This window comes from Lacticaseibacillus salsurae (assembly GCF_045862175.1).
Lineage (GTDB): Bacteria > Bacillota > Bacilli > Lactobacillales > Lactobacillaceae > Lacticaseibacillus > Lacticaseibacillus salsurae.
In genome coordinates, this window is record NZ_BAAFZI010000001.1 from 80,487 (window position 1) to 104,862 (window position 24,376).

The following is a 24,376-nucleotide window of genomic DNA, read 5'->3' on the forward strand; positions in this document are numbered from 1 at the left end:
AGCTGATGCGGGTCTTGTTGGCGCATTTGACGCTTACTTGTTTGCTGGTCGGCTCGTCCAAACATAACTCAACGGCATCGTCACAATGATCGCTGCGACCACGATCCCTAAAGCAACAGCCGAAGCCACTGGCGGCAATAACAACGTGGCTAAGATCAAGATGCCACCGGCGACCATCACATACCCCAGTACGCGAGCAGATTTTAACACGCCTGCTTGGTTGTTGATCGTCCAAGGCACGTGGTACCCGAAGCCGACCCAGCCGGTTTTTGATGAATCTAGCGGCGCAGTGGGCAAATAGTTGCCGATCACAATAAATGCTGCACTGATCACGACCATCGCCCACAGCCGGATGTTGACGGGCTGGTGCAAGGCATAGCGGATCGTGACGGTATATAAAACCAACGTCATTGCGGGAAAAAACCACACTAACACCCGCTCAAGTCGCGGCGCGCCTTTGCCTTGGACGTCAGCCAGATAAGTCACGCCCATGGTGAACCAATGCGCCGCTAGCATGATCAACGGGATACCAAAAACGGCCATCGCTTTTGGCATCCATCCATTTGGCTGATTATCGATCCCCCAATGCGTCACCATCATCGCTGGCAAGGCGTCGTATTGGCTGACGCCAAAACCCATCGTCGCCAAAATGATCGCGCTGGTGATCGCCATCAAGACCCATTTATTTTTTGTCATTGAGATCTCCTCCCACACCTAAGCTGTAGATCCAGCTGAGCACTTCTTCAAACACACTGGCATTCAAGTCATAATAAATGAAATTGCCGTCATGACGTTCGGTGATCAACTGCGCTTGCTTCAACAATTTTAAATGATATGACACCGTCGCGGCAGTGAGATCAAACTGCGCGGCGATTTCCCCAGCCGGCAGTGACTGCGACTTGAGCATGTTCAAGATCTCGCGGCGCACTGGATCTGAGATTGCTTTGAGCGTTTCATTCATGGCCATGGCGCAACCTCCATTCTATTTAGAAATAGTTCTACTAAGAGATATTTCTAAATAGAGTATACAAGCGGAAATGACCTGTGGCAATAAGCATTTAGAAAAAATTCTAAACAGCAACCAGAATTAGAGAAAACTTGCCGCTAACGACTAGTCAATCGCGCCTGCTTGCGGTATGCTTATGTTCCAACTTCATGACGCCGTGATGTGCCAACGAATCGCGCGGCGACAAGCTTTACAGTGGGTAACAAACGTCGCCCGCAGGCTGGTTCAACGCCTGCCTGCCGTCATCATGAAGGAGGAAATTTCATGTCACAACAGTCACCGCATTTACCAGCTGAGTTCGCTAGGGCGTCGACGCTTAAGCCGATCGACTCAGACATCAGTACCGATTCAGCGCCGGAGTTTGACGTGATGGCCGTATTTTTGCAGCAAAGCCAAACTGTCGCCGAACGCAAAAGTCGCCTGCAAGCACCTGACGTTAAATCGTCTGGGAGGTAGCGTGATGGTCGTACAAGCACATTTCGAGTTACTAGACGATGAAACCGACGAAACCGTGGCTTATGGTCCGCTGGCTTTGATCCGACAAGTCGAGACCCAAATGCTTTGGAAACTGTACACCCCTAAAGCTGGCCAGCAAACGCGCTCTGATCCTTGCAAGTACGCCTTGCCTGATGAACCGCCATTTTTAGGCGTGTATGAAGTCAGTCGTTTGTCATTGCGAACCGTTTTTCGTTGGTGGACGCGCCCACGTTATTGGGAGATCATCCAACAGCGCTTGGGTTGCACCTTGTTTTTGGTGGTCAATGACCAACTCAAAGCCTTGCCACCATACACCCGCGAAGAAACCACGCCGCCTTTTGAGTTGCTCGAAAATCTCGAAGAAGACGAAGCCTTGATGTCGCCAGTCCCAGGGGATGTTGAACAATTCAACGCCGAGCTGCCGCTTTATCTCGACGATCCGGCTGCTTACGACCGCTCTGGCATCCGGCCTTGGCTATTGATCACCTGCTTTGCTGATCGAGAATACTTCATCGAAGACTACTTCCCACAGCCTGGCGAGCCGACTTTGCCATACGACTGGTAAAATGCTGATCAACAGGCCAACCGAGGCGCAATTTTGCGCATTGGTTGGCCTGTTTTTTCGTATTGTTCAGAAAAAGTTGATTGTACTCCCCCAAGTGAATGGTATAACAAGCTTAACCACAAACTAAGCTGCCTTGAGAGGCGATGTGTTGATGAAACGACGCTATTTTGCGCTTTGCCTAGTGATTGAATTGGTTATTTTGTTCCTGTTTCGATCACATCTTAGCGACGTGTTGCCGATGCAATTAAACATGTTTACTGAGTCGGTAGTGATGTCAATGACGTATGCTAACAGCATCTTACTGCCAGCAGCCTTGTTTTTGATCGCCATTCACGTGGTGGCGATCGGCTTGGTGTCATTAGTGCCGGTCATGCAGGCGAAAGCCTCACCTGTCGCGCACTTAGGCGCAAGTTTGTTGCCAGTGCTCAGCTGGTATCTGGAAATTTTTTCAATTGTGTTGATGTTTTATTTCTTGGAACTGCCTGCTAAAGGCCTCTTGTTAAGCATGGTGAGTTTCTCGTTTTTGGCAGTCGTGTTGGTGTCAGTGATCGCTTGGATCAAATCGCTGCGCGGTTAGTTGTCGTCGCAAACGCCTGTTGGCAAAATTCATACTTGAGTCAACAAAAAGCAGTTCTGCCATCATCGGCGGAACTGCTTTGGTATGACCGCTCTGGTATCAGGCCTTGGTGATTGATCACCTGCTTTCAAGATCAAGAACACTTTGTTGAAGATCACTTTCCGTAGCTGGGTGTGCCGACTTTGAATCGGTAAATACAAATTAAGCGACCCATCATGCCACGAATTGGCGATTTGGCTGGCATTTCTTCGGAACATCAAAAGATCCGTGTCAACGAAAGCCCAGGATGTTTGCTCGTTGGCACAGACCTTTTTGGTGGATCGATTCAGTTTGATTCCGTCGTTAGTAGCGAGCTCAAACATCGGAATTTAAAGGACCGCGGCTACAGCTTCATGCGCGATCTTCTGGTGCCACTGTCCGGATCACGCGACAAGGATTGCCGACAGCCAAACAATTGGCTGGCACGTCTTTGGTGACGATACTGCCAGCACCGATCACAGAATTTTTGCCAATGGTCACCCCAGGCAAAACCGCGACGTTGGTACACAACCAAACATTGTCTTCAATCGTGATCGGATGCGCATATTCCAGTCCAGCCAGGCGCTGGGGCACGTTTTGCGGGTGGGTCTCCGTAATCAAGCTTACATTGGGGCCGATGAAGACATTGTTACCGATCGTGATTTTTCCACTGTCCATTAGCTTGCCATTGATATTCATAAAGAAGTTATCGCCGACTTTTGTGTTAAACCCATATGTGCAAAACAGCGGCTGCTCAATGACGGCATTTTCGCCGACTTGACCCAGTAAGTCGTGCAACGCCGCAGTGCGTTCTTGGCGTTTCAGCGGATAAATGTGATTATAAGCATAGACTTTTTTGATCGTCTCATCGCGATCAGCAACTAGCTCCGGCACGTATGGATCATATAACAGCCCAGCATAACACTGTTCTCGCTGTGATAAATTCGCCATTTCGATTCCTCCCAGTTGACCCGATTTTACGTGGTTGATTATACCATACCTGATTGCTGAAAAAGTTGATGGCCTAGCCGGCGGTTTAGGATGTGATCATACCAGATTCGCTGTTTCACTTTTGCGGGTATCACCACCAAAAGTAAAGACCCACGCCAGCGCTCAATCTGAGGCTAGTGTGGGTCTTTAGCTTGCGTTTATAACAGACAGCTGGAAGTGATGCGTAGATCGAATCTATTTGTCAGAATTCTGGTTTCCAAAACATTCCGGCAGATCAACGCGTGCACTTTTATTTATGTGAACGTTGTGCCCAGTATTGGTAATAATCAGTCCGCAACGCCCCGTTATATAACTTGCGACGCTTCGTGGCTTTGCTGCCGTAAACTTTCTCAAAGCCTAAGTCAGCGGTCAGGATGTACTTACTCCAGCCAGTCAGTGGCGCATAAGTTTGACCCATTTCGCGATACAATTTGCGAGCAGAATCGAGCTCCCCTAAACGCTTCCCATAAGGCGGGTTGGCCACGATCACGCCGCGAGGTTTGTCAGTTTTGAAGTCTTTGGCGGCCAGTTGTTTGAAGGTGATGTCGTTTAACAAGCCGGCTTGCTTGGCGTTTTCGCGGGCGATCTCGATCATGTCTTGGTTGATATCATAGCCTTCGATATCCAGTTGAATATCCCAGTTGGCCTGATCCATCGCATCGTCTTTGACCGCTTGCAAGATCTTAGGATCCATGAAGCGGAAATCTTCAAAGGCAAAATGCCGCAACATCCCAGGGGCGATATTGTAGCCGATCAACGCGGCTTCGATCGGCAAAGTGCCAGAACCAGTGGTGGGATCGACAAACGGCATATCTGGATGCCAGTTGGTCAACATCACCAAGGCAGCGGCAAAGTTTTCTTTTAAAGGCGCGTCGCCTTTAGCCACTCGGTAGCCGCGTTTGAATAAACTAGCGCCGGTGGTGTCGATGGTCAACGTGGCGACGTCTTTTAAAATCGACACTTCCAACGGATAAGTCGCGCCGGTTTCTGGCAAACGGCCACGGCGATGGTAGACTTCAGATAATTTGTTGACGATCGCTTTTTTAGCGATGGCTTGCACGTCAGGTTCGGAGTGTAAGATCGACCGCACTGAGCGGCCAGCGACTGGAAATGCGGCGTCCATGGGTAAGTAATGATCCCAAGGCAGCGCTTTGACCCCTTCAAACAATTCATCAAAGGTGGTGGCTTTGAATTGGCCTAAGACGATCTTGATCCGATCGGCAGTGCGCAGCCAAACATTGGCTTTGGCGATGGCAGTTTCGTCACCTTCAAAATACACTTTCCCGTTTTCATTGCGGGTCTTGTAGCCGAGATCTTGTAATTCGCGGGCGACCAAAGCTTCCAAGCCGGCAGCCATATGAGCGACTAATTGATATTGCATAAATAAACTCCTTTGTGAGCATACGCCTCAAAAAGGCGCACGGTTGAATCGACAGTTTCAGTATACAGAATTTTTCATAAAAAAACGACCCAGGTTGCCCCAGGTCGTGCCTCTTGTAAACCTCTATAAGCCATGTTTTGTTCCAGCCGCTACCAGGCAGTAGCGACCTTCAGTAATCATCTATCTCAGCTTTCGCTGTCCGGCCGTTGGTTCATTTCCTCTAACCGGACGCCCCTACCAAAGTTTGGGTTACTCGCTCGCGGGGTTTACCCGTTCCAATTCTGCAGTTTCCCGCAGACATCGTCTCTGTGGCACTTTTCAGACTCGCCTGCATGACCGAAGTTTTAGCAGTTAAGTCGCCGTTACCGATAAATCGGTACCCAGGCTTATTGGGCCTGGCACGAACACTACAAGCATCTCAGCTTGTGCGGGCATGGACTTTCCTCACCAGACATAAGCCTGGCGCGATTACTCAAGGTTTACAAGTTGCGATCAATATTGATCAATACCGCCGCCATTGTTATGGCTTTGCGTACTGTTGCCACCATCTGAAAGCTTTGAGCCAAAGACGTGACGTTCCAAGTTGCTGAGACGCTTCAAAATGTCATAGTTGGTGACATTACCGCTTGGTTGTTGCGGCGTTGCCGAAGCGACATTTTTTGAAACATTGAGTTGTTTGGTCAACTCATCAACACGGCTGAACAACCGGTTGTTTTCTTCATTTAAGCGATCGATCTCGGCAGTAAAGCTTTCATAGTCACGAATGATCCCATCCAGAAATTCATCAACTTCATCAGGATCGTACCCGCGGACTTTGTTCTTGAAACTTTTGTCCAAGATATCCTTAGGTCCGTATTTGACAGAGAAAGTTGCATCACTTTTGTTATCCATAATCGAACACCTCATCATCACAGCACAGGATGTAACTATCATACCACAGCCTAACGCGCTTTGCACGGGCAATGTGAAAAAATTCTGTGATCACGCGTTGTCACTTAATTCTCTGGCCGCTTCTTCGAGATCATCCATACTTAACGCTTTAAGCGGGTAATTTCGGCGTTTGCTTTCCGCTAAAGCCACGTTGTATAAATATTCGGCTTTACCTGGATAATCGGTATCATATAGAAATAATGCGCCGTCAGTGTGCTGGGCCATGAAGCGATTATAGCCGGATAATTGTGCGGGTTGCTGATAAGGCTGATCACTGGTGGCGCGGGCAAAAGACACTTTGGCTTGCAAACTTTTGAGCTTGGCTAAGTTGCTTTCATTCCAATGACTGCCGAAATCTTGAAACGGCGTCATCAAGGCCGTTTTCAAATTGGGGTAGTCTGGTTGTAAACTCAATGCCACTTCCAAGCTCCATTGTTCCACACCAAGTTCCCCGCCAGTGATCACCCACTCCAAACCGTCTTCTAAAGCGGTGATCAATTCGTTTTTTAAGAGATATTTAATCACCGTGAGTTTCGGGTCTTGATCGCCATGAACGCTTAATTCCCAAGACCGATAGCCGCTGATCCAAAGCCTGTTGCCCATATTTTTGCTCCTTTAGCTGATGGCATTAGGGATTTGACAAAAAGCTGGTATAATATCAGCTAGGAGTGTGATCACATGCCAATTCATTATCCTAATGGTAAGCCATACCAAAGCGGCGCGCAAACTCAAGCCGCAGCGGTGAATTATGGCGGGCGCGGGATGACGTTGGAACAAGAACTCAATGCCACCAATGATTATTATCGCCAAGTGCGCTTGGCTGTCGTTTATAAAAAACCCACCCCGATCCAAATCGTCAAAGTCGACTATCCTTCGCGCGCGCAAGCCGTGATCAAAGAAGCCTACTTCAAAACCCCGTCAACAACTGACTACAACGGCGTTTACCGTGGGTTATATTTGGATTTTGAAGCCAAGGAAACCAAAAACAAAGCCAGCTTTCCTTTAAAGAATTTTCACCCGCACCAGATCCGGCATTTTTCTGAGTGTTTAGGCCAAGCCGGCGTGTGTTTTGTGGTGATGCGTTTTGTCAGCTTGCATCGCTTGTTCGTCTACCCTGCTAGCAACTTGATCACGTATTGGCAAGCCGCAGACACTGGCGGGCGCAAATCGATCCCGTTGGCAGACATTGAAGCCAATGGGTTTGAACTGCACCCGAAATTACAACCACCGATCCCGTATCTTGCTGGCGTCGATTGGTTAATTCAAACAAAAAAGGTAGGAATCATCGATGAGTAAACCAGTTCCATCACGGATGGCCAATCGCCGCAAAAAGTCCCCAGCCAAAAAGCCTAAAGGCCACTTATGGGTCCGGATCTTAAAATGGCTGGCCATCGCCTTTGTCGGCGTGTTAGTGGCAGGCTTGGCGTTGTTTGCTTATTACGCCAAAGATGCCCCTAAAGTCAACCAAACCGTGTTGACCAGCGCCGGCAGTTCGATCATTTATGATAACAAAGGCAAAGAATTGACCACTTTAGGCGTGGAAAATCGCCTGTACGTTAATTCCAGCCAGATCCCTCAAACCTTAAAAGATGCTGTCGTCTCAATTGAAGATCGTCGCTTTTATAAAGAAAAGTTCGGTGTGGATCCGATCCGGATCGTCGGAGCCTTCGTCAACAACGTCACCAATCGCTCTAACGGTTTGGAAGGCGGTTCGACGTTGACGCAAGAATTGATCAAGCTGTCAGTATTTTCCACCAAAGCCAGCGATCAAACCTTGCGGCGTAAAGCCCAAGAAGCCTGGCTGGCAATGCAAGTGGCCCAAAAGTATTCCAAAGCACAGATCTTGGAATATTACATCAATAAAGTGTGGATGGACAACAACCAATATGGTATGGCCACTGCAGCCAAGTACTATTATTCCAAAGATCTGAACCATTTGGATCTCGCCCAAACCGCCTTGCTTGCGGGGATGCCGCAATCGCCTGCCACTTATGACCCCTACACCCATCCTGACGCCGCCAAAACCCGCCGCGATGATGTGATCGATGCGATGTTGCGTGATAAGAAGATCTCCAGCAGCGATGCCGCCAAAGCCAAAGCCACGCCGATCACTGACGGATTAGTGCCGCAAAAGAGCACCACTGCCACTTCAACCAATGATAAAGTGATCGATTCTTATTTGACCTCTGTGATCTCTGAAGTCAAAAAGAAAATGAACACCAACCCTTACACCGCCAACTTACGCATTTACACCAATATCGATTTGGATGCGCAAAAGAAGTTGTACGACATCGTCAATACTGATGATTACATCAACTTCCCTAGCGACAAAATGCAAACTGCCGTCACCATGACGGATCCAAATTCTGGTAAAGTCATCGCCCAAATCGGCGGCCGCAAAACCGGCGATGTTCAACTTGGCTTCAACCGCGCCACGCGCAACACCCGCTCCAACGGGTCGACAATGAAGCCGTTGATGGATTATGGCCCAGCGATCGAATACTTGAATTACTCGACTTATCAATTGGTCGATGACTCTGCATACACTTATCCTGGCACTGACATTCAACTATACGACTGGGATAAGAAGTATCAAGGCACGATCTCCATGCGCAAAGCCTTAGTTGGGTCGCGTAACGTCCCAGCAGTGCGGACTTTGGCCACTGTTGGCATGTCTCGCGCCACCACGTTCTTAAAAGGCTTAGGCATCAACTTGTCCAGCGCGGAAAAACAAGCCTTGTCTAGCGGGATCGGTGCTTCCGTCAATACCGCGCAAGAAGCTGGCGCTTATGGGGCTTTTGCCAATGGCGGGACTTACTACAAGCCTTATTATGTGCGCAAAGTCGTCGCCGCTGACGGCACCACGACCAGCTTTGATGCCACTGGCGCTCGCGCCATGAAATCTAGCACCGCTTATATGATCACCGATATGCTTAAAGGCGTGTTGACGTCAAGCGACGGTACTGGCTCAGCCGCTAAGGTCTCTGGACTTTATGAAGCCGGCAAAACTGGTACCACTGATTACACTGACGATGAACTCAAAGCCAACCCGGCCTTGAATGCCACTGGGATCTCTAAAGATTCTTGGTTCACTGGCTACACCAAAAAGCGAGTGATCTCTGTGTGGACCGGTTATGACAAACCGACTTATGCTGGGATGGATTACACCGAACAAGAAATCGCCCAAAAGATCTACAAGTACTTGATGAGCTATGAAGTCGAACATGCCAACTTGACCAACTCAGATTGGACCAAGCCAAGTAATGTGTCGGTTTACCACATTCTCAATGGCTCCAATCCTGGCACTGCTGTCACTGGCAATACCAGCAACACCACGCGCGAATTGTACCTGTCTGGGCATGGGCCAAGCAGTCAAACCGCGGTTTCTAGCTCGTCTAAGTCCAGCTCCACGACCAGTTCGACGAGTTCGATTTCATCATCTTCTAGCAGCGTCATTTCCAGCAGCAGCTCGATTTCAAGCATTGTCGAAAGCTCCAGTGCCGCCACTGCCTCCACGCCTTCTGACAACGCCTCAAGCGCTTCGTCACAACCTGCCGCTAACTCCAGCTCGGCTGCCCCCAATACCAATTCAGCGTCATAATGATGCCCATCAAAAAGGCGACCCGAAGTTTGACTTCGGATCGCCTTTTTTGATCAATTCATGGGTCATGCTTTGACTGCCAAATGCACGGTATCGACATGATGATCGGCGAGCAATTGTTCCGCATAAGGATCGTTGCGGTAATCATTGGCGTAATAAATTTTTGAAACCCCAGATTGGATCAAGGCTTTGGTGCAATTCAAACATGGGAAAAACGTCACATAAACAGTGGCACCTTTAGTCGATACGCCGTTTAACGCACATTGTAAAATCGCGTTCATTTCTGCGTGCAACGTGCGAATACAATGCCCGTCGCGCATCAAGTGCCCGGCTTCATCGCAATGCGGGTCCCCTGAGATACTGCCGTTATAGCCAGTGGCAATAATGCGGTGATCTTTGACCAACACAGCGCCAACCGTGGCCCGCTCACAAGTGGAGCGTTCGGCGACATTTAACGCCAACTTCATAAAATAATGATCCCAAGATTCACGTTGGGCGTGACGTTTAGACGGTTGAATGGTATCAGGCATGATGAGCCTCCTTTTTGATCGGATGATAATAAGGTTTGAATTTCAACCACGCATCAGGAAATTGTGGATCCCGCGCCGTTAGCCATTCACGGCCGGTACGGATCAAGCCACGATGCAACTGGATCCAAGTATCTACTGGCATCAGCGCTTCGAGGCGTTTTTGGATGGCATCTGGCGTGGCGGTGGGACTGACGATGCCAAAGCCTTTGGTGATGCGCGACACATGCGTATCCACGGCAATGCCTGGAATATTGAACGCATCTGTGCGCACCACTGTCGCCGTTTTGCGGCCGATGCCAGCCAAAGCCGTGAGTTCTGGATAAGTTTGTGGCACCACCCCATCAAAGCGCGCCATCAACTGGCGGCTCATGGTGGCCAAATATTCGGCTTTGTTGCGATAAAGCCCCAAGCAATCGATGAATGGCTCGATTTGTGCTGGCGTCGCTTGCGCCATGGTTTTGGCATCTGGATACTGCGCAAAAAGTTTCGGCGTGATCGCATTGACGGCGCGGTCAGTGGTTTGCGCCGATAACATCACCGCCACCAAGATCTCAAACGGATCATGGGCCACTAAAGTCGGTTGAGCGTTAGGATATTGGGCCAACACCGCCTGCAAAAATTCAACAGCTAATTGATCATTCACGCGATCGCCTCCTTACAATTGTTCGCGGCGTGCTTGATACGCTTGCACTTGTTGCACCGTGGTCAAGTGCTGTTTTTCCCATGCCAGCAAGATCCGATCCATATAACGCAGTGAATACTTTTGGTTGACCACCGCTTCTCGAAGCGCTAATTGGATCACGCCAGGATCGTAATGATCGATATTCAGCCAATCACTGATGGTTTGTTGTTCGATCGGTGACAGTGGCCGACCAAATTCGATTTCGATTTGGTTGAAGACCAACGCATTGCCAGTCGCAGTTTTTTCAGTGGTGATCTCAGGGGTGGCCAACAAACGCCGCAATAACGGCGTGACGTCATATTGATCCACACTGTGCCCGGCGTTGTCAGCCACGCTATTCAAGGCGATGGCTTGTTTATTGATCAAGCTGCTGATGGCGGCATACACCCCACTTGGCGTCATTTTCGTGGCTTGGGCCAACACTTGTGGTTCTGGCGCTTCGACATGGGTTTGCCCCCAGCGCGTTAAAAACAAGTACACCACAAACTCGCTTTGCGTCAGATCCGTTTGGGCAAAGTGGGAAAACAACACATCTGAAAAACTGGTGGTGCGAGATTGCAAAAAGCTATTTAAAGCGTCTGCCATTTTTGACCTCCTTGAAACTGGCGCCGCAGCCGGCAAAAAAAGACCAAGACACTAAAGGTCTTGGCCCGTTTTTGATCACGGCTTGATGCGGTTGATCATCCGTGGGAATGGGATCGCTTCGCGTAAGTGATCCAAATGGCAGATCCAAGTGATTGCCCGTTCAAACCCTAAGCCAAAGCCGGAATGCGGCACACTACCGTATTTACGCAAGTCCAAATACCATTCGTATTCATCCAGTGATAATCCTTTGGCTTCGATCTGGGCTTTGAGCTTATCATAATCGACTTCACGCTCAGAACCGCCGATGATCTCACCATAACCTTCTGGCGCCAACAAATCGGCACAAACATAAGTATCGTCGCGGCCTGCTTCTGGCAACATGTAAAATGGCTTGATGGCCTTCGGGTAGTTCAAGACAAACACTGGTTGGTCGAATTGATCAGACAGATAGGTTTCTTCAGGTGAGCCGAAGTCATCGCCCCACTTGACATCAAAGTCCGCTTTTTGCAACATATCGATGGCTTCATCGTAACGAATGCGTGGGTATGGGGTTTTGGTGTATTTCTTTAAGGTGTCGATATCCCGATCGATCAAGGTCAATTCATATTCGCAATTGTCGATAACAGATTGCACCAAAAAGGCAATGTAGTTTTCTTGGATCTTCAAGCTTTCATCTTGATGCATGAAGGCCATTTCTGGTTCGATCATCCAAAATTCAGTTAAATGACGGCGGGTCTTGGATTTTTCAGCCCGGAATACTGGGCCAAAGGTAAAGACCTTGCCATAAGCCATGGCACCGGCTTCAGCGTAAAGTTGGCCAGATTGGGACAAGTAAGCTGGTTTGTCGAAATATTCCGTTTCGAATAATTCAGTCGTCCCTTCAGGCGCAGAACCAGTCAAAATCGGCGGGTCCATCTTGATGAAGCCTTCTTTGTTGAAGAATTCATAAGTGGCGCGGATCATTTCGTTGCGGATCTGTTGAATGGCAAACTGGCGCTTGGAGCGCAACCATAAATGCCGGTGATCCAACAAGAATTCAATGCCGTGTTCTTTTGGCGTGATCGGATAATCTTCAGATGTGCCCACCACTTGGATGTCAGCCACTTGGATCTCATAGCCGAAGTGGCTACGCGCATCTTCGTGAATGGTACCGGTGATGATCATCGACGTTTCTTGGTGTAATTCTTTGGCAGTAGCGAAAGTTTCTTCAGAAACCGCGTTTTTCAACACGACCCCTTGGAAAAAAGCAGAGCCGTCGCGTAATTGTAAAAAGGCGATCTTGCCGCTGGAGCGTTTGTCCGTCAGCCAAGCGTTGATCTGAACTTCTTCGTCAACGTGTTGCGCCGCGTCTTTAATGCGAATCGTGGTAGTCATGCAATTAATTCTCCTCTAAGTATTATCAGTTGTTGCCGACGAAAGCCGCAATGCGATCCATCGCCGTCATTAAGCTTTCCATGTCTGTTGAATAGCTCAAGCGCGCATGTTCTGGCATGCCAAACGCTCGCCCAGGCACCAAAGCCACCCCGGTTTCTTCAAGTAGCGCCGCCACAAAGTCATCGACTGACACATAATGACACAGTTGCGCGGCCCGCTTCACATTTGGAAACAGGTAAAATGCCCCTTGAGGCTTTTGCGCCAATTCAAAGCCCGGGATCTGCACTAATCGATCGTACACCGCATTCAAGCGCTTTTCAAATGCTTGACGCATGGTTTCTACTGGGGCTTGGTCACCGGAAAACGCCGCTAAAGCCGCATATTGGGCAACGGCAGTGGCATTGCCAGTGGCATGGCCGAGCAATTTGGCAACGGCTGAGGTGATTTTTTCCGGACCCGCCAACACGCCGATGCGCCAACCAGTCATCGCATAAGACTTGGAAACGCCAGTGATCAACACGGTGTTTTCAGTGATCGCCGGATCGATTTGGATCATCGACGTATATGCCGTACCGTTATAGATCAAGTCGCGGTAAATATCATCGGCGATCACTAAAATATCATGCTTCAAAGCCCAGTTACCGATCAAGGTCAGTTCTTGCCGTGAGTAGATCGCCCCAGTGGGATTTTGCGGGGAGTTGATGATCACCGCGCGGGTCTTGGCTGTGCGGTGGGCCTCAAGTTCGTCGACAGTGACTTTGAAATTGGCTTTGGCGACCACTGAACGTGGCACGCCGCCAGCAAGCTTGATCTGTTCGACGTAAGACACCCATCCTGGGATCGGCACCAGCACTTCTTCGCCAGGATCAAGCAACACCTGCATCAAGCCGTATAAAGCAAACTTGGCGCCAGTGGTCACTGCGATCTGTTTGGGATCATAGCGCACTTGGGTTTGGGCGAAAATGTGATCTGAGATCGCTTGGCGTAATTCAGGGATCCCGGCTGCTTGCGTGTAAAAGCTGGTTTTATTGGCTTTGATCGCGTCAATGGCAGCTTGTTCAATGTGCTTTGGGGTCTCAAAATCCGGTTGGCCGATCGATAAGTCGATCACGTCTTCCCCGCGCGCTTTCATTTGCTTGGTTAAACTCGACACCGCTAACGTTGCCGAAGGTGCCACGGTATTGATTCGCTTTGATAAATGCATAGACTCACTCCCCGAGCTGTTTTATAAATTAGCAACGGCAAATAATTCATCACCGGTTTTAAAATCATAAGTTACATAGCCTAGTTTACCAGACTTTGAGCGGTAACCAACATCCCAAACGTATTTTTGTTTTCGAATGCTCAACCCGACACTCAAGATCTTCTTAGGTGCATAACTTTGGATCGCTTGGGCTTGCGCTTGTTGCATCGAGGTCCCGCTTGATTGGCGCAACACATTCATGTGGCCGGTTTTTTGCCGGATCAGCACATAGACTTTTTGTTTGGTTTTCGTGGTGCCAGCAACTGTGACATAAGAATCACGCTGCTTGTCCCAATAAAAGGCACTGACCGTTTGCACAGCAGCTTTTTTTTCCGCGATGCTGATGGCTTGTTTGCGCACGGCTCGCATCGGCGCCAGCCCTTTTTGATAAATGCCTAACACCATGGCGATCAACACCAAGCCGACAACGACCCAGAGTTGTTTTTGCCATTGGCGACGATTTGCTCTACGCATGGGAGCCCTCCTTTAATAATAGTGGTTCATGATTCAACCACGCGTTGCTGTATTGTGCCATTTCGGCAACGGATAACTGCATCGGCTTCACATTTGGCAAAGCGTGTTGCATTTGCCGACCATATTTGGTGGTGACTAACCGTGGATCCAAACAAATGAATACCCCGCGGTCATGTTCAGTGCGGATCAAACGCCCAAAACTTTGCCGCAAACGCAAAGTGGCTTTAGGCAGCGCATCTTCAGTGAACGGATCTAATCCGCGATCAGTGAGTTCTTGATTGCGTGCTTGCACCAAAGGCTGGTTCGGCGCGTCAAAAGGTAGCCGCGTTAAGATCACCATTTCCAGTTGCTTATCTGGATAATCGACGCCCTCAAAAAAACTAGCCGCGCCCAGTAATAAGGCATGCTTGGAAATGGCAAACCGCTTGGCGATTTTTTCGGCAGAACCAGATACCCCTTGCGCCAAGATCTCCCAATCTGCGGCCCATTTCACGCTGGCAATGCGCGCATACACGGCTTTGATGGTGTCCAAACGGTTGAACAACACGATCGTTTGATGTTGCGTTTGGCATAACTGATGCAACGCATCCACCAAATAACTTAAATACGCAGGGTCATCTGGATGCGGCGCAGTGGGATCGACAAACACTTGCGCTTGAGTGGCGTAATGAAACGGACTGCGCAAGCGCAAAGTCGGCGTGGCCCTTGGCAACCCCACTTCGCGCAACAAATAATCAAAACTGCGCGCTACCAGCAATGTGGCACCAACTAACACTGGCGCAGTGAACCCATCAAGCAAAGTTTTAGTCGCAACCGCAGCGGAAACTTGTTGCCAAGTGAGCTTTAAACTCAGCGGGTCTTTGCCATTCGACAGCTCTAAGCGACACAATTGTTGATCCAAGTGTTTGAAGTCTTGTAACGCTACAAGTTGCTCGGCATCTTGGTCAAAGGCTTTGCGCAGCGCCCCTAATGCTTGAAACAACCCTGCTGCAGACACCCCAAAATGTGCTTGATGGCTGAGATACACTTGTTGTAACTGGCTACATACCCCAGACACGGCGTCAAGTTGGGCAGCTAATTTCGGCACCCAAGCATGTAGCCGGTTGGCCACTTGCTCAGTTTCTTGGGCACTAAGCGATTGCGCCAAAAAACCGGCTTGAGGCTCATGGAGCATTTTGGCACAGCGCACTTGCACTGCTTCAATGGTGGCGATGCCGGCAGCCACTGCGGTTGACAAGCTTTGCAATTGGTAAGTTTGGAGTTTGGAGTCGGCAAAGACTTGCATTAAATTGTGGTGCTCTGGGCGATTGACCAATCGCGCCAAATGCTGCAAATGGATCCGCAATTTCGCCAGGTCCAATTGATGCGCATGAGCCAGCGCAACATTATCAGCCAAATGCTGGGCTTCATCCACCACCAAAAACGGCGCCTCAGTCTGCAACTCTGGGTGGTGGGCCAAATAAGCATGATTGGTGATCACGATACTGGCGGCTTTGATCTGGGCTTGCAGGCGCTGATAAAAGTCATACTTGGCAAAAGTGCCCAAGACTTTGGCCCCCACATGGCTCACTTGCCCAAACAACGGCGCGCGATAAGTAGTCAAGTGCAACTCATCAAGATCGCCAGTCGTGGTCATACTCAACCACACCAACAACTTCATTTGTAGCACTGCCGTTAAGCGGTCGCTGGCAGGCACTTGCAAGCTGTGTTCAAATTGCGTCAGATCCAAATAATGCCGCGGACTTTTCACGATCACAGCATTGATCGGCTGATCCAACAAAGCGGCAAGCTTTTGGGTTTGGGCAAACACTTGGGCTTGTAATACCGTAGTGGTCGTGGCGATCACCAACTTGTGGGCGGTATTGGCGACATAAGCATAAGGCAAAAGATACCCCATCGTTTTACCTAAACCAGTCCCAGCTTCGATCACCAGCGGTTGTTTGGTTTGGGTGGCATTTTGATAGATCGCATCCATCATTTTGCCTTGGGCCGCACGCCACTTGTAAGTCGGCTTTAACAACGCTTGTTTGGCAGCGCGAGTTTGCGGATATGCTCGAGGTTGGATCGGATCCAGTGGTGTGGGCAAAGTTTGTAACAACAACTGGCCCACTTGGCGCATTGTAGGCGGTAATGGGCGATCAAAACGCTCTAATTGCGCCAAGAAATCGCCGGTTTGGCGGATCAGCGCTGGGGCTTTGGCGACGAGTTGATGTTGGAGCACGCTTGGCAGGCTTTGGAAACGTTTCACCAACGCGAGTAATAGATTGGCTGTGCTGATGGCATCAGAATCGGCGTGATGGGGATTTTTGTGTTGGATCCCTAACGCATGGGTAAGATCTTGCAAGCGGTAGCTGCCTTGCGTGGGCAACAAGATCTGCGCCAATTCGACGGTATCGATCGCCGGGTTGGTCAACGCTGGCAAGCCAACGCGTTCAAATTCTGCACTTAAAAATGGGTAATCGAAATTCACATTGTGGCACACGATCACACAGTGTTTCAAGCGGTTGGCGAAGTTTTCGGCAACGTCAGCAAAATAAGGTGCCGCAACTAAGGCATCCGGATCGATATGAGTCAATTGTTGGATCGCTTGAGGCACGTCACGATCAGGATTGACCAATTGCGAGACGGTTGCGATCACCTGTTGTTTTTTGACGAATGCACATCCGATCTGGATAATGCGATCGCCATTTTTGACTGCGGTACCAGTGGTTTCAAGATCTAATACCGCATAGATCTGATCGAAAGCCAATGACTTCACTCACTTCATTTGTTATTCAAAGTACATTTTACTATTGTCTCGGCGCTTTGGCTACGCTGATGACGTCACCAGTCGCCAAGGCCACCAAATATCTGGCGATCACCGGTTGCGGCTGCATCGCACTTAAGGCTTCATCATACAGTTGCAGTTGCAAACTGTAACGCGGCAACAAGTCTGCCGCCGCTTTGACATGATCGGTTTTGTAATCAAACAACACGACGCCTTTGGAGGTGGTGACATACCCGTCGATCATCCCATGGACTAACACGTCATTATCCGCATCCCCAGCCATTTTGGCAAATACCGCTTGTGCCGGCAATAGTAGCGAAAATGCCACTTCACGATGCAACCCAGCGGCGTTTGCTTGGATCAACTGGCCTAAATCGGTTTGGGTGAAGCGCCACAAACTGGCTTGGTCGATTTTTGCGGCAACTTTGCCATCGAGTTGTTGGTCGGCTACTAACGCGTCAATGGTTTGGCCGATGGTTTCAAGCGACGGCTGGCGCCAGTCTAGTTTTTGTAAGACTTGATGCGTTGCCGTCCCGATCGCCGTGGCACTAGGCGCTTGGGGATGACTTAAAAATTGTGGCTGGGCAAAATCCGCCACAAACCGATTACCACCAAGCAAGCGCTTGGAGCTGACTAATTCTTGAATGTCTTCGTCTTCTTGTTGGGCGCGTTTGATCTCGGTGACAGATTGAAAGCCGGTGGTTTTAGTGGCCGCTTCAAAGCGGTATTGCCAATCAAACCACGCGTTAAGATCAAGTTGCGGCTTGGGGTCGACAAATGCATTAGGCGTTGGCGTCGTCACTGACGTTTGATCCAGATCTGACACGACTTTGACTTCAGCCCCAAAAGTTTCGATGCGGTGATCGTTTAACCGTGCGATCGCCATGCCGATCCAATCCAAATAGCGTCTGGCACTGGCGCGCATCGCTTGTGGCAAGACTTGATGCGTCGCAGTCGTGGCGGCTTCCCATTTGCTGGTCAACTCATCTGGGCTGTCAACATTTGCCACTAAGAACAAATATTGCTCAGCGCGGGTCAACGCCACATATAACAAGCGCATTTCTTCAGCCAACATTTGGCGTTTCTTTTGGGCTTTGGCCAATTCAAATTGCGGCAGCGGATAAATCGCCCCATTGGCTTGATTCAGCCACTGCACGCCAGTTAAGTTCGGCGTGAGGATCTGGCGGCTTTGCAAATCGCGCAGGTCAAATTTAGTGTCCATTCCCATCACAAACACCACTGGAAATTCCAAGCCTTTGGAGCCGTGAATGGTCATCAACGACACGGCATCAACGTTAGGATCGACAGTCACAGCACTGGCTAAGTCTTTATTTTGCTTTTGCATCAATTCAATGAAGTGAATGAATGCAAACAAGCCCCGAAAACCGCCAGCTTCATAACTAGCCGCCCGATCGGCTAAAGCGCGCAAGTTGGCTTGGCGTTGCACCCCACCAGCTAATCCGCCAACAAAATCCAAATAGCCGAATTCATCATAGATCCGCCAGATCAATTGGACCAATTCATGCCCGCGGGCAAAATCCCGCAACGCGTCGATCTGTTCGGCAAAATGTTTGGCGATCACTTGCGTCCGCTCGCCAAAATCTGTCGTGGTCGGGCTATTGATAAACGCTTCAAATGCGTCATCAAAACTTGCTTGCGGCTTGGCCAAGCGGATCAAAGCCAACTGATCGGCACTCATCCCCACTAATGGTGAGCGCAACACCGCCACTAACGCGATCTCTTGTTTGGGATTATCGATCACACGCAATAGCGACAACATGGTCATCAGTTCAGTGGTTTTGAAATAATTTTGCGCGTCAGCCACCACGATCGGCACTTTGGCTTTGGCAAACGCACTTTGGATCGCCACATTGTTGGTACGCCCGCGTACCAGCAGCGTGATATCTTGATAGCGAATGCGGCGTTTTTGCCAGACTTTGGCGCCGGTAGCATCTGTGGTTTGACCGGCGTATAACACTGCGTTAGGGTCATTGACCAATCCTTGGATCTTGGCGATCACTAAGTTCGCTTGGCGGGTGGCTTTATCCAAGTTCTCTGCGTCTGGATCATCGTCATCAGTGTTTGTTGGCGTATCTGGATCGGCGACATTCAATAACAATTGCGTTTCTGGCGCAAAATCTCCAGGGGCGTTAAACGTCGCCCGTTTAAGCTGGGCGTCTTGGTCATAGGCCATATCCCCAACTGCCGGATCCATGATCTGAGAAAAAATCAAATTGGTGAAATCCAACACATTGCGGCTAGAGCGGAAGTTTTCGGCCAACACCAACCGCTCGCCTGGGGTGTCGCTTTGGCCAAAGCGTTGATACTTGGCCAAAAACAAGCGCGGATCCGCCAAACGAAAGCCGTAGATACTTTGTTTGATGTCCCCGACCATGAAACGATTGCCTGGATCTTGACGACTGACGGCATCCAGTAAGCTTTCTTGTAGCAAGTTGATATCTTGGTATTCATCCACAAACACCTGATCAAAGCTGGCTTTGAAGTTTTCGGCGATCGGCACGCCAGTTTGGGGATCTAAGGCATGCAAAATGTCTAACGCGTGATGGGCGATATCATTGAAATCTTGCACATGCCGTGACGCTTTTTCACTGGCAAATGCTAACGTGAACTCAAGGCATACGCCACTTAACGTTTGCATCAACGGATAAGTGGCAGTAAGGGCTGACTGCAAGTCTTGAGGGGCGATTTGCACCAGCGCCATGGCATTATCTTGAAAGGCTTTTTTGACGGCGTTTGCGGCTTCAACGGTTTGTTTTTTGATCGCTTTGGCTGCTTCGTCTTTGGTGCGGCGGCCTTTGCGCCAATCTGGCCACGGCAAGCTGGTCAATAAGCCTTGCGCGCTGGCGTAATCCAGCGTGTCTTGGCTGGCAGCGGCTTGAAGCGCTGCGATCACCACGTTAAGCTGGGCATTGGCATCCGCCAAGGCGTTGTCAACCGGATCTAAAGCAGCCAGTAAGTTGGTTAAGCTGTCGCCAGCTTGGTTCAATTGCGCCACTAAGTTCGGCCATACTTGTTGGCTGAACCAAGCGTCAAAGTGCTTTGGGTCATAAGCATCGGCGATTTGCGTTAACCACTGCTTCGGCGTGGGCGTGGTGTTGGCATAATCGACTAAAGCAAAAACCGTGTCGGCTAAGCCTGAATCATCCATACCAGTGCTGAAATTATCAGCCAAGGCTTCAAAAGCTTGAGCATGGTCGCCAGCCAACTCCGTTTCCACCAAATCGTTCCACACGGATTCTGCCAACAACTGCCGCTCCACCGGGTCGCTTAATACCCGAAACCCTGGCTCCAGATCGATGGCATAATAATATTGTTGCACCACTTGTTGACAAAATGCATCCAAGGTCATGATCGGCGCACTATTGGCCAAGGCTTGTTGGGTGCCTAAATGCCGACGGATCTGTGGATCAGTGGCGGCAGCAAAAGCTTGTTTGAGCTTTTTTTTAATTTTGAGTTTCATGTCGCTGGTGGCGGCATTGGTAAACGTCACGATCAACATTCGCGACAATTCGCCGCCAGCAGTCAACTGATGCAAGATCCGCTCGACTAACACCGTGGTTTTGCCAGAACCTGCAGAAGCGGAGACCAAGACATCATGGCCGCCATGTAAAATGGCTTTGGTTTGGTTTTCAGTGTACTTAGGCATGGTCTTGCGCTTCCTTTCGCAGGTTTTGCATAATGGTTTCAATATCCAACGTCGCCACATGATGATAGCGGTCGTGTTCTGTCGCCGGATCAAACAACATAATGGCTTGATAATCGCTTTGAGTGATCACCGTGGCTTCTGATTTGAACTGCAGCGGTGCCAACGCAATATTGCCAGCTAAGATCTGTTGCGCCGCTTGAATGATGGCGCGGCGATTATGCCGCAAATACAGCGCCAACGCCGCTTGGGAGATCGCTTGGGTGCGCGCTGAGAATTCGCCATTTTTCTTGGTCCCGATTTGGACGATGTTGCTGGTGAACCCCGCATTGGCTAACCCGGCATCAAATTGTTCCGCCAACGTCAACGCTTGGTCTTGGTCATCAGGCAACACCAATAAGCCTTGCAGTTTGTAGGCTTTTTCATGCGCTTCGTGGATCGCGTCAGGATCGGGTTGATACGGCACTGGCTTTTTGTGCATGTGCATATACAACGCCCCTGCCGGCTTGTTGGCAATGCCTTTTTGATCCAGATCATTTTCAACGGCATCAATATACGTCAGCATTTGCATCGCCACGCCATAATAAGCTTCCAGCGGCGTGAAAACATGTTTGCTGGATTTGTAATCGATCACCAAAAAGTATTCGTCGCCGTTTAGATTGACTGTATCTAACCGATCGATCTTCCCGCGCACTGACACTTGGCGGTGATCGCCGATCGGCAGTACGATTGGCGCCAGTTGCTGCGCGCGATCGCCGCCACCAAATGGTAACTCGGTTTTTTGCGTGGCAAAGCGCCCGGCCATTTGTTGCTGGCGAATGGCACTGAGCACAGCCACGAGAATGCTTTGGATCCGGCGTTTGGCATAATCCCCTTGCAAACTGGTGGTCAAGATCTCAAGGCCTGGTTGCGCCACTAAGTCATCGACCACTTCGCCAACCAAATCGCGCAATTGTTGGGCATCCAAATCGCCTAAGCGCAACTGTTGTTCGGCTAAACGCTTAAAGACCAGATCTAACGTCGCATGATCCAATGACCCCGTGTCTGCTGGGGTCATCGCAAATTCCGGCCGCACCCGCAAGCGCAAGCCATAGCGCAAGAAATATTCATAAGGATTGCGATAATAGGTTTCTAATTGCGACACGGAAACAAATAAGTGCTCGCCATAAAGCTTTTTAGCCAGATCCGGGTCTAACGCGCCGACATCATTGGTATAAGTCAAACTGCCAGCTAAGCGCGCCGCCAGCGTCGCCCAAGGGGTTTGACGCACTTGCGGATAAACTTGTTGCCAAGCCGCAGGTAAATTCGGGCGCTTTTGTTCGCGGGCTTTTTGTGCCACCGCAACATAATCGCTTAACAAGCTGCGCGGCGTCCCGCCTTGTGGGGCGACTTCTGGTGTCGGTTGCCCCCAAGTGACTTCAGTTAGATTCATCGCCGCAAGCATTTGGCTATAATAAGGGGAAGCGTGATTTTCGCTGTCGCCAAAACCTGGATAACTCATGGTCAATGCGGTATCGCCTGCCAGCATCCCCATATAGTTGATAAACGGATCGCCTAACGCCACTTGTGGCCCATTGATCGCCAGCCAAGCAGTTTCTGGCAAGCGCGGCTGCAACGCCACGCGGTCTTCTGCAGACAACAAGCCAGCATCTGCGACTTGATCTGGCATCACTGCGGCAGTGGCGCCAATGACAAAAACATGTTTGAACTTATTCAAACGCGTCAAAGCCGTTTCCGACACCACCACTTGATCTAACGTTGACGGGATCTGCGTATACGTGGCACTTTCAAAGCCCGCATTTAAGATCTCAACGAATTGGTCCAGATCCCAAGGCGTTTGCCCTAAGATCGCCACATAATCATCTAACAATTTGACCAAAGTCGCCCAAGCTTGTTCACCAGCTTGACTAGCTTGCAAATTGCCAGCGTCGATATCCGCTTGGCGCCAAGCGCTTAATTGCGCCACCACGCCCATGTCGATCAACCACTGGTACAAAATAGTCGCCGCTTGTTGCCCAGTTTCAGCTTCTTTGAGTTGCTTGAATAAAACCGGCACATGCGCTTGGATCAAGCGCCGCACCACATTGATCTGCACGGCTTTTTCCGGATCCAAATCGATGCCGTCATCACTGGCGCGACGGCGCAAATATTGCCAATCTTGATCTTTGGTCCAATAACTGCCTGAGATCCCAGTACGCAACAAGTGATTGTCGCACACATCGACTGCGGCACGAAAATCTTTAGGCGTCATGTCTTTGGGGATCAATAACTCCGTGCGCAATAGTCGGATCACATCGGCATATTGATAATGATGGCGTTGAATGGCAAACAAGCTTTCCAACAAGGCGACTAACGGGTGGTGTTGCATCGGGTGTTCATGATCGACGAACACTGGCAGTTGATATTCGGCAAAAATCGGGTCGATCACATCCGCATAAGGATCCAAATGCCGCGCGATCACCAAAAAATCCCGATACCGCGCGCCATGATGCACCGCGATATTGATGGTTTCAGCCACATGGCGCAGTTCAGTATAAGGCGAATCGGCTTTGGCCAGCGTGACATCAGGGACTGGTTGGCTGAATTTGATCGGGTCTAATTTGGTATTGGCAATAAAAAACTGCTCGACCGCTTGCATACCAACAGACAGCGGCCGATCTGCTGCCGTGATCGCTGGCAATACTGGCACGTCTAAACGCTTAGCCGCAGAAATCAGCCGTTGATACAAGCGCTTGGCTGGTAAGAAGAGATCTGGGGTTTGCGCCGGTTCAAGATCATCTAGGGTCAACGCCACCGTCACTTGGGCAGCTTGTTGCATCAGCGTTTCGACGAGATTCAATTCACTGGCTGCCAGATCATTGAAGTGATCCAAATAAAAATACGTGTGGCTAAGATCGCGGGTCTGCAACTCTTGACTCAACGCCGCTAACAAACTGGCATTGGTGGCAAAAGGGCCGATCGCTTTTTCATAAGCGTCTAACATGATCACCAGATCTTGGAGTTTGGCGCGATGGCGATCATTGCCAGGTAGATCGTCGCATGCTTGTTGTAAGATCTGCGCATCGATGCGGCCGTTAAGCAACTCGGTCAATTGGCTGGCGAGTTTGGTGGTAAAGCCGATGGCATTGGCCAAGCCGCCAAACAAGCGCAACTGGTCGCGATTTTCATGGAGCAAACGCGCCACTAACATGGCGTTTGACGCAGTGTCTAGTCGCGGCTGAGCAAAAATCGGCGATTCGCGCAAAAAATACCACGCCATGCGCGTAAACGAAAAGGTCTGCACGCGATTTTGCGCGGCAATGGTGCCGGTTTTTAAGCTTTTAAGTAAGCTGACTTCGGCTTCAAACTTCACATGGTTCGGCACCAAATAAAACACTTGGGCTTTTGGGTCAGCCAGATTTGCCTTGATCTGTCGGCTCATTGCTTGGGCATGATCTTTGCTGGCTGGTCCGATCACAAATTGTAACGCCATATGCGACCTCCTAGAATTGTTAGCTCTAGTGTAGCACAAG

Annotated in this window: 20 protein-coding genes and 1 other RNA gene; 5 read left to right on the forward strand and 16 right to left on the reverse strand. The window is 49.9% G+C overall.

What is annotated here, in order from left to right:
- Positions 1-33: 33 nt before the first annotated feature.
- Both ACKTSG_RS00410 and ACKTSG_RS00415 read right to left on the reverse strand, forming a co-directional pair.
- A complete protein-coding gene (locus tag ACKTSG_RS00410) occupies positions 34-696 on the reverse strand; it encodes a DUF1648 domain-containing protein (RefSeq protein WP_407890858.1) in 663 nt (220 codons plus the stop codon).
- Entirely contained in the window at positions 683-967 is a 285-nt protein-coding gene (locus ACKTSG_RS00415; protein WP_407890860.1) for an autorepressor SdpR family transcription factor, read from the reverse strand. The genes ACKTSG_RS00410 and ACKTSG_RS00415 overlap by 14 nt, the downstream gene beginning before the upstream one ends.
- A gap of 303 nt (positions 968-1,270) precedes the next feature.
- Here ACKTSG_RS00415 and ACKTSG_RS00420 point away from each other — a divergent pair, with 303 nt between their 5' ends.
- The 3 genes from ACKTSG_RS00420 to ACKTSG_RS00430 all read left to right on the forward strand — a co-directional run bounded on the left by ACKTSG_RS00420 (position 1,271) and on the right by ACKTSG_RS00430 (position 2,625).
- Positions 1,271-1,462, forward strand: a complete 192-nt coding sequence (locus ACKTSG_RS00420) for a hypothetical protein (protein ID WP_407890862.1) — start codon at positions 1,271-1,273, stop codon at positions 1,460-1,462.
- A 4-nt stretch (positions 1,463-1,466) separates the two neighbouring features.
- Positions 1,467-2,048 carry a hypothetical protein gene (locus ACKTSG_RS00425; RefSeq protein WP_407890864.1) on the forward strand — a complete coding sequence of 194 codons (582 nt, stop codon included), beginning with the start codon at positions 1,467-1,469 and terminating at the stop codon, positions 2,046-2,048.
- A 271-nt stretch (positions 2,049-2,319) separates the two neighbouring features.
- Complete coding sequence (locus ACKTSG_RS00430; protein ID WP_407890865.1) at positions 2,320-2,625, forward strand: hypothetical protein; 306 nt, start codon at positions 2,320-2,322, stop codon at positions 2,623-2,625.
- A 390-nt stretch (positions 2,626-3,015) separates the two neighbouring features.
- Here ACKTSG_RS00430 and ACKTSG_RS00435 read toward each other — a convergent pair whose 3' ends face one another.
- From ACKTSG_RS00435 to ACKTSG_RS00455, 5 genes are all read right to left on the reverse strand, one after another.
- Positions 3,016-3,594, reverse strand: coding sequence for a sugar O-acetyltransferase (locus ACKTSG_RS00435; RefSeq protein WP_407890867.1), 579 nt, complete (start codon positions 3,592-3,594; stop codon positions 3,016-3,018).
- A 289-nt stretch (positions 3,595-3,883) separates the two neighbouring features.
- Positions 3,884-5,014: a THUMP domain-containing class I SAM-dependent RNA methyltransferase gene (locus tag ACKTSG_RS00440; protein ID WP_407890869.1), complete on the reverse strand. Its 1,131-nt coding sequence runs from the start codon at positions 5,012-5,014 to the stop codon at positions 3,884-3,886.
- A gap of 121 nt (positions 5,015-5,135) precedes the next feature.
- Positions 5,136-5,494, reverse strand: an RNA gene (rnpB, locus tag ACKTSG_RS00445) — RNase P RNA component class B.
- A gap of 12 nt (positions 5,495-5,506) precedes the next feature.
- Positions 5,507-5,905, reverse strand: a complete 399-nt coding sequence (gene gpsB, locus ACKTSG_RS00450) for a cell division regulator GpsB (RefSeq protein WP_407890871.1) — start codon at positions 5,903-5,905, stop codon at positions 5,507-5,509.
- Between the two features lie 90 nt (positions 5,906-5,995).
- Positions 5,996-6,547 carry an SLOG family protein gene (locus tag ACKTSG_RS00455; protein ID WP_407890873.1) on the reverse strand — a complete coding sequence of 184 codons (552 nt, stop codon included), beginning with the start codon at positions 6,545-6,547 and terminating at the stop codon, positions 5,996-5,998.
- Positions 6,548-6,622: 75 nt separating this feature from the next.
- Between ACKTSG_RS00455 and recU the strand changes: the two genes are divergently transcribed.
- Together recU and ACKTSG_RS00465 are read left to right on the forward strand one after the other, a co-directional pair.
- Entirely contained in the window at positions 6,623-7,240 is a 618-nt protein-coding gene (recU, locus tag ACKTSG_RS00460; RefSeq protein ID WP_407890875.1) for a Holliday junction resolvase RecU, read from the forward strand.
- Positions 7,233-9,545, forward strand: a complete 2,313-nt coding sequence (locus ACKTSG_RS00465; protein WP_407890877.1) for a PBP1A family penicillin-binding protein — start codon at positions 7,233-7,235, stop codon at positions 9,543-9,545. The genes recU and ACKTSG_RS00465 overlap by 8 nt, the downstream gene beginning before the upstream one ends.
- Positions 9,546-9,610: 65 nt before the next feature.
- Here ACKTSG_RS00465 and ACKTSG_RS00470 read toward each other — a convergent pair whose 3' ends face one another.
- From ACKTSG_RS00470 to ACKTSG_RS00510, 9 genes are all read right to left on the reverse strand, one after another.
- Complete coding sequence (locus tag ACKTSG_RS00470; RefSeq protein ID WP_407890879.1) at positions 9,611-10,075, reverse strand: deoxycytidylate deaminase; 465 nt, start codon at positions 10,073-10,075, stop codon at positions 9,611-9,613.
- Entirely contained in the window at positions 10,068-10,718 is a 651-nt protein-coding gene (locus ACKTSG_RS00475) for an endonuclease III domain-containing protein (protein ID WP_407890880.1), read from the reverse strand. Before ACKTSG_RS00475 ends, ACKTSG_RS00470 begins: the two co-directional genes overlap by 8 nt.
- Positions 10,719-10,730: 12 nt before the next feature.
- Positions 10,731-11,342, reverse strand: a complete 612-nt coding sequence (locus tag ACKTSG_RS00480; protein WP_407890882.1) for a DnaD domain-containing protein — start codon at positions 11,340-11,342, stop codon at positions 10,731-10,733.
- A 75-nt stretch (positions 11,343-11,417) separates the two neighbouring features.
- Positions 11,418-12,716, reverse strand: a complete 1,299-nt coding sequence (asnS, locus tag ACKTSG_RS00485) for an asparagine--tRNA ligase (protein WP_407890884.1) — start codon at positions 12,714-12,716, stop codon at positions 11,418-11,420.
- Positions 12,717-12,741: 25 nt separating this feature from the next.
- Positions 12,742-13,920: a pyridoxal phosphate-dependent aminotransferase gene (locus tag ACKTSG_RS00490; RefSeq protein WP_407890886.1), complete on the reverse strand. Its 1,179-nt coding sequence runs from the start codon at positions 13,918-13,920 to the stop codon at positions 12,742-12,744.
- Between the two features lie 21 nt (positions 13,921-13,941).
- Entirely contained in the window at positions 13,942-14,433 is a 492-nt protein-coding gene (locus ACKTSG_RS00495) for a cell wall elongation regulator TseB-like domain-containing protein (RefSeq protein ID WP_407890888.1), read from the reverse strand.
- Positions 14,426-17,182: a helicase C-terminal domain-containing protein gene (locus tag ACKTSG_RS00500; protein ID WP_407890890.1), complete on the reverse strand. Its 2,757-nt coding sequence runs from the start codon at positions 17,180-17,182 to the stop codon at positions 14,426-14,428. The genes ACKTSG_RS00495 and ACKTSG_RS00500 overlap by 8 nt, the downstream gene beginning before the upstream one ends.
- Positions 17,183-17,222: 40 nt before the next feature.
- Positions 17,223-20,867: a helicase-exonuclease AddAB subunit AddA gene (gene addA, locus ACKTSG_RS00505; RefSeq protein WP_407890892.1), complete on the reverse strand. Its 3,645-nt coding sequence runs from the start codon at positions 20,865-20,867 to the stop codon at positions 17,223-17,225.
- Entirely contained in the window at positions 20,860-24,336 is a 3,477-nt protein-coding gene (locus tag ACKTSG_RS00510; protein WP_407890894.1) for a PD-(D/E)XK nuclease family protein, read from the reverse strand. Before ACKTSG_RS00510 ends, addA begins: the two co-directional genes overlap by 8 nt.
- Positions 24,337-24,376: the final 40 nt, after the last annotated feature.